At 57.5% G+C, this 8,870-nt stretch carries 9 protein-coding genes and 1 pseudogene; 6 read left to right on the top strand and 4 right to left on the bottom strand.

Annotated elements, in window-relative coordinates; all coding sequences use genetic code 11:
- Positions 1–550: heavy metal-binding domain-containing protein (locus tag Q8M73_12390; GenBank protein MDP2289349.1), on the bottom strand; the 550-nt coding region annotated here is incomplete at its 3' end.
- A gap of 506 nt (positions 551–1,056) precedes the next feature.
- Positions 1,057–1,362 carry a thioredoxin family protein gene (locus Q8M73_12385; GenBank protein MDP2289348.1) on the bottom strand — a complete coding sequence of 102 codons (306 nt, stop codon included), beginning with the start codon at positions 1,360–1,362 and terminating at the stop codon, positions 1,057–1,059.
- Between the two features lie 445 nt (positions 1,363–1,807).
- Here Q8M73_12385 and Q8M73_12380 point away from each other — a divergent pair, with 445 nt between their 5' ends.
- Positions 1,808–2,887, top strand: a complete 1,080-nt coding sequence (locus Q8M73_12380) for an NlpC/P60 family protein (protein MDP2289347.1) — start codon at positions 1,808–1,810, stop codon at positions 2,885–2,887.
- Between the two features lie 55 nt (positions 2,888–2,942).
- On the opposite strand, the gene Q8M73_12375 is transcribed toward Q8M73_12380, so the two are convergent.
- The gene (locus Q8M73_12375; protein MDP2289346.1) at positions 2,943–3,422 is read right to left on the bottom strand and encodes a DUF305 domain-containing protein; all 480 of its coding nucleotides are present in this window, start codon (positions 3,420–3,422) and stop codon (positions 2,943–2,945) included.
- Between the two features lie 555 nt (positions 3,423–3,977).
- Between Q8M73_12375 and Q8M73_12370 the strand changes: the two genes are divergently transcribed.
- Together Q8M73_12370 and ccsB are read left to right on the top strand one after the other, a co-directional pair.
- Positions 3,978–4,103 (top strand): hypothetical protein, encoded by a 126-nt coding sequence (locus Q8M73_12370; GenBank protein ID MDP2289345.1) that lies wholly within the window; start codon positions 3,978–3,980, stop codon positions 4,101–4,103.
- Positions 4,100–5,062: a c-type cytochrome biogenesis protein CcsB gene (gene ccsB, locus Q8M73_12365; protein MDP2289344.1), complete on the top strand. Its 963-nt coding sequence runs from the start codon at positions 4,100–4,102 to the stop codon at positions 5,060–5,062. Before Q8M73_12370 ends, ccsB begins: the two co-directional genes overlap by 4 nt.
- Positions 5,063–5,357: 295 nt before the next feature.
- Here the strand turns inward: ccsB and Q8M73_12360 are convergent.
- A pseudogene (locus Q8M73_12360) lies at positions 5,358–6,516 on the bottom strand (IS3 family transposase).
- A 366-nt stretch (positions 6,517–6,882) separates the two neighbouring features.
- Here Q8M73_12360 and Q8M73_12355 point away from each other — a divergent pair.
- From Q8M73_12355 to lspA, 3 genes are all read left to right on the top strand, one after another.
- The gene (locus Q8M73_12355; protein MDP2289343.1) at positions 6,883–7,137 is read left to right on the top strand and encodes a hypothetical protein; all 255 of its coding nucleotides are present in this window, start codon (positions 6,883–6,885) and stop codon (positions 7,135–7,137) included.
- Positions 7,138–7,869: 732 nt separating this feature from the next.
- Positions 7,870–8,154 (top strand): zf-TFIIB domain-containing protein, encoded by a 285-nt coding sequence (locus tag Q8M73_12350; GenBank protein ID MDP2289342.1) that lies wholly within the window; start codon positions 7,870–7,872, stop codon positions 8,152–8,154.
- 74 nt (positions 8,155–8,228) lie between these two features.
- On the top strand, positions 8,229–8,765 hold the full coding sequence (gene lspA, locus Q8M73_12345; GenBank protein ID MDP2289341.1) for a signal peptidase II: 537 nt from the start codon (positions 8,229–8,231) through the stop codon (positions 8,763–8,765).
- The last annotated feature ends 105 nt before the right edge of the window (positions 8,766–8,870 follow it).

The following is an 8,870-nucleotide window of genomic DNA, read 5'->3' as shown; positions in this document are numbered from 1 at the left end:
TGCGGTGGGCGGTGGATGGGGTCAAGTTCAGCAACGCTTTGATCGCTTCACCAGTCGTAGCCCGTGCACGCAACTCCATGACTTGGCCCAGGAGTGTGAGAGTGCAGATCACGGCAGCAGCCTCGAAGTACACCGGAACTGTGCCATCTGACATCTGCGATGTCGGGAACGCATCAGGTGCGATAGTCGCCGCCACTGAGTACAGATAGGCAGCGCTCACGCCTAGCCCGATCAGGGTCCACATGTTCGGGCTACGATTGATGACGGACTGCGCCGACCATTTCAAGAATGGCCCCGCACACCACAACACGACAGGTGTGGCGAGCACCATCTGCACCCAGGACGCCGACTCATCGGGGACCGGCGGGAAGTGCACCATGGCCAAAGAAAGTGTGAGCAGGGACAGCGGCACCGAGATCCAAAAACGCCGACGCATGTCGTGGTACTCACGCAGCGCTGATTCGTCATCTTGGGTCGGCATCACTGGTTCAAGGTGCATGCCGCAGATCGGGCAGCGCCCAGGAGCGTCTCGGATGATCTCGGGGTGCATAGGGCACGTATAGAGCGTTACCTTCTCCGCAGCTAATGCTGTAGAAGATGCGACTCTTGAAGCTTCGGATGCACCTGGAAGATCCTGCATGTGAACTTGAGACGGACCAGCTTCGAGCGGGACGAGGTGCATGCCGCAGATAGGGCAGTCGCCCGGGGCTGGTTCAACAATCTGCGCGTGCATCGGGCACGTATAGATCGGTGGCGCGGGTTCTGCTTGTTCGAGTTGATCTTGAGCCTTGACCGAAACGGCGAGTACGAGCTCCATTCCGCACTTTGGACACTCCGACGCATGATCATCGACGACGTCCGGGTGCATTTGGCAAACAAATTTCGAATCGTCTAGACGCGGTGACGGTGATTGCACACTCATAGCGCCCCACTCCGGAGTCTTCCAATGCAACTGACTCTCAGTACCAATCTAACTCCCCATCGAGTTAGCAAGATCGCGCCTGCCTCGTAAAAAGCCCAAGGAGGCATTCCCAGAATGGTGAAGTGCCCAAACGGCTACCTCCATAGCACTGTCAGCAACTGTTCAAGTGTTGGACTGCCACGCAACCCATCTGGCGTCGAGTACACCCTGCATGCAAGCCCTGGTTGCGCCCCATCAACGGCGAATGGGTCCATTCCATCAATCAGGATCGTGGGTGAACCGATGAATCCCGCACGGACTGCATCGGCAACTGTTGCCACTTGCTGCCGTTCTATTTGCACGTCATCCATGCCGACTAACGCCAGCGCTTCATTTAGTCGCGCTTCGGTCTGGACCCAATTGGGACACCCATCGAAGTACTGAAGCGTCACCGTGGCCATCCCCACATTGTCTCAGACGTTGCTGCTTTCAGTGGCTAGGAGATTTCTGCAAGTTCGCGAGACACCTCGGTTTGCTCACTCAGCAAAATCCGATGCCTACCTACCGCCGACGTTCCTTGCGAAGTGGCACTTCGAAACATGCGAAACGGCCTAGCCTGTCTGTCTTGACGTTTATGCCTCTTTTATCCAGTAGCGGGAGACATGAGTAGGGCGCGACTGTTGGGTTGCGTGTACTGCACGATCGCCTAACGAAACCTCACTTCTGCACTCCCTTGGGGTGGAGGCCTGCGCCCCCATTGCCCATAAACGCGTGGCATATTGAAAGTCGCTTCGCATGATTGCATTGCCGTCGATCCGAGTGCTCATCTCAAGAGGCCGTGGATCTTGACGGAATCTTGATCTCTTGATGCCGGAATCCCCGCCGAGGAGACGGCATCATTGATTGGTGCGGACAAGGCGAGTTGCTGCGGTCGCCGCAATAGCAAGCGCACTGAGCATCTCGGTTTCCCTATTGCCAAGATCTGAAGCGGCGCCGGAGCCCAATTTGCAGCAAGTCCAGGCCCAGGTGCGTGATCTAGAGATGCAGGCAGCCGCAGCAAGTGAACGGGCCGGTGGAGCCCAAAGGCGCCTCTCAACCATTTCGGCTCGCATCGACTCTGTGGGCAAACGCGCTGCACGTGAACAAGCGGCATTTGATGTGGCGTCGGAGACGATTCAGGACATGGCGAGAAATGCCTACATGAACGGAGGACTGGACTCCACGCTACAAATCCTGTTAGCCGACGATCCCACTGCGTTCCTCAATCAAGCATCCGTTGTGACTCAACTCCAACAACGACAAGTCTCAGAAATACGCCGTATACAAACGGCCGGTCTTCGCGTTGCACAGACCCAGGCCGAACTCGCAGGCCAAAGGAAGATCGCGCGGGACATCCGAAACGAAATGGTTGCCGCTCAAAGTGAATCCACCTCTCGCCTCTCTCAAGCCCAAAATGTCTTAGCGGGCCTGCAACGCGAAGATCAACGGCGCCTTGCCCAAATCGCCAGGAGTAAGCGCGCGCAAGATTTAGCACTCGCCATATCACTTCAAAAAGAGCAGGACTCGCGTGATGGGCAGGACTCATCATCGAACGCCCCGAACAATGGCGGAGTGACTGGCAGCAGACGTGCTCAAGCTGCAGTGAAGTACGCACTTTCCCAAGTTGGGGATCCATACTCGTTCAGTGCCAATCCGCCCAGTTCATGGGATTGTTCCAAATTGACCACTGCAGCCTGGCGACAATCGGGAGTAGGGCTTACCCCACTCAGCTATACGCAATGGGACCAGACCAAACGCGTCCCAGTCAGCGATATCAGACCTGGTGACCTGGTGTTCTACTTCGGATCTGGCGCACACCACGTGGCCATGTACATCGGCGGTGGAAAAATGGTGAGCGCCTCCAATCCATCTGATGGCGTGGAGATCATTGACTTCCTTGGCCCCTGGTACCGGGAAAGGTTTAGCGGCGTAGGCCGAGTCATCTAGATCGTCAGTGGTGCGCGGTCCAGTGCTTCGTAGTTGTGAGCGCGGCTGGCGCGAATCACTGGGACAAGAGTTCTTGCATCGTAGTGATCTCCGCGGTCTGTCCTTCAATGACCTTTTGAGCGAGATCGCGCACGTCTGGGTTCGTCGTGGACTCGAGCACTTGGTCTGCCATCACGATGGCGCTTTGGTGGTGCGCGATCATCATTTGCAACCACATCTGATCAAAGGCCGAGCCTGTTGACTTCAACAATAGTGATAGTTCCTCGTTGCTCATCATGCCCGAAGACCTCGGGTCTGCCATGTTGCCCATGTCATGTACTGACGGGCCGCTGGGCGGCAAAATCGGTGCGTCCCAATCGGTCAACCATTTAGCCATCGTGGCGATCTCGGGTGACTGCGCCGCTTTGATTTGCTTGGCCAGCAAGCGAACTTCAGATGTCGAGGCTTTCGCCAGTGCCAGATCTGCCATTGTCATGGCTTGCTGATGGTGAGGGATCATCAGTTGCGCAAAGGCAATGTCATCAGCTGATCCCATGCTTGCCGAATCGGTTAGGCCAGAAGATGCAGTAGAACTTGATTGGCCGCCAATCGGCGCCGACGACGTGGCCCCGCTACAGCCCGCCAGCAGCCCAACTAGGGCGACAGCGGCTCCTCCAACAATCAAGCTACGAGTGATCTTCATGCGCTGCGGGCTTGCATCACTTGCTCAAGGGCTGAACACGCTTCGAGCGTGTCGTGCCGACGCAAGTCATCCGCGAGTCACAAGGAAACGGCCTCAGCAAGAAGAGCTCACTGCCTGTATTCCAGCCAAAGCCATCTCCATACCAGCCCCTCATCGAGGGCCTCCCCATATCGGTGGTCCAAACTGTCGCCCACATGCCTAGTATCCCTACGCGGCACAACAGTAAGCGCGCAAATTGATGAAGGTTTGGTCAAGAGGGCGAGCGACCTGTCTTGATCAAACCTTCATCAATTCTCACGCCGAGCAATACCAAGCCAGTCAAGAATGACGATTAGGGGTCAGGTTGCACTTACGCAGCGATTCCAGCCATCGAATGATCATCAGGATGAATTCGAATATCTCCAAATCATGCGCACTTCGACTTTTGAGGATGAAGACATCGGTGTTCTTGCTGATGATCTCGACCTCGTTGGGCAGGCTCTTGTCTGCGACGGGCAGGCGCTCAACCCAGCTCCATCAGAGGAGGAATCGTGAATCCTGAGTCTCTGGCTCAGATGAGCAATGTGGCGATCTATTCGTCGATGCTCACCCTGGCAATGGCCATGTTCGCCTTTGCTGCCTCCTTTGCAAGTGGCAAGCGGCGTCCCGTGGCGGTGACGGCCGCCGAAACCACGATGAGTGCTGGCGGTACTGCGGTGCTGACCAAGCCCGAGTCCAAGGCTGTGCAGGAGCCGGGGCGTCAGGCAGCCAATATTGCAGTCTCGCTGACTTGGTTGGCATTTGTCCTGCTGCTGGCCGGTGTTGTCCTACGCGGAATCTGGGCTGAACGTGCGCCCTGGGGGAACATGTACGAGTTCTCCATCACCGCTGCCCTTGGGACCTTGGGCGTCTATCTCATCTTGAACCTGCGGATGGATCTTCGCTGGCTCGGACTCTTCGTGGTCATTCCGGTGCTCCTGACCTTGGGCATGGCAGTGACGGTGCTCTACACCGAGGCAGCCCAGCTGGTGCCCGCATTGAAGTCCTACTGGCTGATCATTCATGTGCTTGCCGCGATCATCTGCTCGGGCGCCTTCACCTTGGCAGCTGCAACGGCAGGACTGTCACTTGTGCGCGATCGCGCGGAGCGACACGCGGGAGCTGGCCAGGGCCCTTCTGGCGTGCTCAGTTCACGCGTCCCTGATGCCGAACGCCTGCGCACGATCACCAATCGCATCTTGGCATTCGCCTTCCCCCTGTGGACCTTCGCAGTTGTAGCCGGTGCTATCTGGGCTGAGAATGCCTGGGGTCGCTATTGGGGCTGGGATCCAAAGGAAACCTGGGCATTCATCACCTGGGTGGTCTATGCGGCCTACCTGCATGCACGTTCGACCGCGGGTTGGCGCAAGAACAAGGCCTCGTGGATTGCGATCGCTGGGTGGGTGGTGTTCCTGATCAACTACTTCGGCGTCAACTTTCTGGCCAGCAGTCTGCACTCATACGCTGGAACCTAGCAACGCCCCGACTACCTATGGAGTGACTTCGCGCAGAACGCAACTAACTTCATCAAATCTCTATCGTTAGTGGTTCAAATCTCTTTGCAGGTGCGTGAACCTTGGAGGGTTGGCCCAGCCCACGAATAGGGGATGAAGAAGCGAATATTTCGAAGCGAGCGGTCACAATTGGCCTCGGCGCGGTCACAGTGTCACTAGTTGTAATTTCCGTTGGAGCAGTTCTGACAACCCTGCTTGTTATCGTCGCAACTCTGACTGGGATTGCTGTCGGTCTGATTGACACTGGTTGTGTCGTTCAGGCGGCTGACTGAGCGGCGTTGTCGGTGACGGCTAGCTCGAACTCAACCGGGGTGAGTTTCCCGAGGCCGCGTTGGCGGCGTCGGCGGTTGTAGGTGTGCTCGATCCAGTGGACGATCGCGTAGTGCAGGTCCTCGCGGGTCCGCCACGTCTGGGAGTTCAGGACGTTGCGCTGCAGCAGCGCCCAGAACGACTCCATGGCGGCATTGTCGCCAGCAGAGGCGACCCGGCCCATCGAGCCTTGGAGGCCAGCAGCCTTCAAGACGGCCTGGAAACTCCTGGCGCGAAATTGCGCTCCTCGGTCGGCGTGGACGATCACGACGCCGTCTGGTTGGCGTCGGGCAATCGCTGCCCGTAGCGCCCCACGGCCAGGTCCGCGGTCATCCGGTCAGAGATCGCGTAGCCGACGATCCTGTTGCTGAACAGGTCCTTGATCGCGCAGCAGTAGACCTTGCCCTCGTTGACGGTCGGGTGCTCGGTGATGTCCGTGACCCACTTGCGATTCGGCTCGGGCGCGGTGAAGTCCCGCTGAACATGATCGTCATGGACCGCAGCACCAGGCTTCTTGCCGCGCCGCCCCTTGCGCACGGTCGTGGACCACAAACGCTGCTGGGAGCACAAGCGCCAGACCCGGCGCTCCCCGACGTCGATCCCGGCACGCTCGAGTTCGTCGGCCAGGAACCGGTAGCCGAACGCAGGATCATCCCTATGGGCATCGATCAACGCATTGATCACGTAGGCGTCCTCGAGCTCCCGGTCACCGACGGGCTGCTTGAGCCAGGCGTAGAACGCCTGAGTCGAGAAGCCGAGCACCCCGCAGGCCAACCGCACCGGGAATCCCTCGGCGGCCAGGTCACGGACCAGCGGGTAGGTCATTTTGGGAGCGTGGACGAAGCGAAATAGGCCGCGGCCCTACGCAGGATCTCGTTCTCCATCTCCAAACGCCGCATCCTGCGGCGCAGCTGGACCACTTCAGCCTGTTCCGAGGAGGTCTGACCGTCTTTCAGCCCGTCATCGACATCGGCTTGGCGCAACCAGCGACGCACGGTCTCCTCAGCCACCCCGAAATCGATGGCGACTTCCGCGACACTCAGATCACCTCGACGGGCGACGGTGATCACGTCCCTCTTGAACTCCGGCGGGTACTTCTTCGGCATGACAGACATCCTCCCGCAAGAACACGTCCCGCAATAGAAGGTGCCAACTCAACCGACAGCAATCCCACTTGCCCAGTGTTGGTAATGTCGATGATGTACAAACCAAATGCGCTCAGTACTCAATCCACGCTAGACAAGTGCTAGTTCGTCTCAGGTTCGCCATGGACGAATGCCTTTGTTGCAGAATAGCCTTAGTTCCGATGAGTTATCCGAGTCGATCTAGCGCTCAACTCGGTCAGAATCAGAATCCCCAATACGCGCCTACTGCGCCGCCTCGCAAACCACAAACTCCGCTACCAAGTCCTGTCGAGTGTCCTGCCATCGTGCGATGCACGAGAAGAATCCCTCACAAGGAAGGTATCTGCCATGCGCAAGCGCATTTCACTCAAGGCCATCGCAGCCTTGATCGGCGGAGAGGCGGTCTTAGTGCTCGTTTTCGCCGCGATCGGAATGCCCGTTGTCAGCATAATTCCATTGATGGTAATTGCCGCTTGCGCACTAATCATCGTGACTTCGCCCCGCGAGTACGGAACGCCGTCGTCATCTGCATCCTCTCCGGAACTCCCGCCGGACACCCTTGATATATCGACAGAACCTGACGAAAGCACAAGTAACTCTTAGCGTCCAGGATGTCCAGTCAAGCCGGAACCTGCATTGAGCATTGCCCAATTGTGACCGCGGCCACATAAATCATTCAATAGTTCCGGCGGCTACTGCCACAGCCATGAATCTTCATGAAATCTTGATCCAGCACGCTCCTTGGCAGCCGGCAGTCAAGCGAAGATACAAGTGCGCTACCGCAATTCATCAAATAGCCCAAAAGAACTTGATGGATTGCGGTGGCGACCAGAAGTGTACGGCGCCAACCAGCGGTCAAACGAATCATTGAGCATGGAAAGGTGGATGTGAGAGAGCCCGTGTCGAGTCAAAGGCTTGCGGCGTCGACCTCCCGCTACTACTGCTCGAGGACATGACTTACATGTCTTCACTAGCCCACGAATTCCCCAAGATCGACGACTCGTGCGACTGGATCACAAGTCCGGTTAGTCGCTCGTGCCTGCGTCGACGGTCGGACTCGCGGCCTCCTGGCAATTGTGCACGGACGAACTGCATCTATCGGCTGATCCTGCCTTCACCTCGGCACGAGCAATGTGGACAGTCATTGACTGCAGCAGCGAATGAACCCTGCTCACGCAACATTGCTCGAATGGGCAAGTTCCTTGCTTGGAATCGCGGCACTCACTGGTTTGGCTGCCGCCAGCGTGAAGATGCTCGCCCGAGTAGCAGTCCGACGAAAGGGCACCCAGTTTCACCCAACTCACCCCGAATAGAGCACCTATGAATCAGACCGCGATGCCAATTACTTGCCCCAAGTGCAAGGCAGCCATGCATACCTACGAACGCAACGGCGTAGTAATCGATCAATGCAGCGAGTGCAGGGGGATATTCCTTGATCGCGGAGAGCTCGATCGACTAATCGCTGCAGAGGAGACCGCGTATGGAGCTCGTCCAAGCAGTGCCCAGTACCAAGAACAAACAGGTTACGACGATGGCCACGGCTCAAAACACGCCAGCAGCAAACATGGAGGCAAGTCAGGGAAACGCCGAGGTGGCTTTCTAGGCGAACTTTTCGATTGATTTCGCACATCCAGCGCGACGCTAATGTGAGACGGAATCCGAACACAGCTGTGAGACCGCGAATTGTCCTGATCTTGACTATCGCAGCGCTAGCAACGTTGACCGACGCAGTCGTCAAGGCGCTCGTCGTGGCTGGTCTCAGCGACGGCTCTTCAATCGACCTTGGGTTTGTTACTCTCCGACTGACCTACAACCCTGGCATCGCGTTCAGCCTTGGTTCGTGGCTACCGCCGATGATGGTGACGATTGTCACGGGCGTGATCATCAGCACAGGATTCACATGGCTCATCTTGCGAGCACGCAGTCTCAACTCTGTATCCATCGCAGGCTCCGCATTGTTATTAGGTGGTGCCCTAGGAAACTTCGTCGATCGACTGGACGGGCAAGGCGTTGTTGACTACTTCCACACAGGGTGGTTCGCCACCTTCAATCTCGCCGACGCCCTCATCACTGTGGGAGTCGTACTTCTGGCCACCGGATTGCTGACAAATCGCACAAGACAGGTGGAGTCGGCTCCTGGATCCATTGGCCGGAGTTCAAAATGGGGCAGGCGAACTTCCCGGGTGATCAAGGCCGTCGATGGGTACGACGGAACTGCGTCTAGCGAATGAATCGCTCTGCGCTTCCACCAATAAGCAATGCGGGGCTGCTGCGCTGGGCTTGGCGGCAACTCACCAGCATGAAGACGGCGTTGATCCTGCTGTTCCTCCTCGCTT

Source organism: Actinomycetota bacterium, assembly GCA_030684515.1.
In the GTDB taxonomy this organism is placed as follows: Bacteria; Actinomycetota; Actinomycetes; order S36-B12; family S36-B12; genus UBA11398.
The sequence above is the reverse complement of the archived record's forward strand: the minus strand, read 5'-3'. Positions and strand labels throughout refer to the sequence as shown.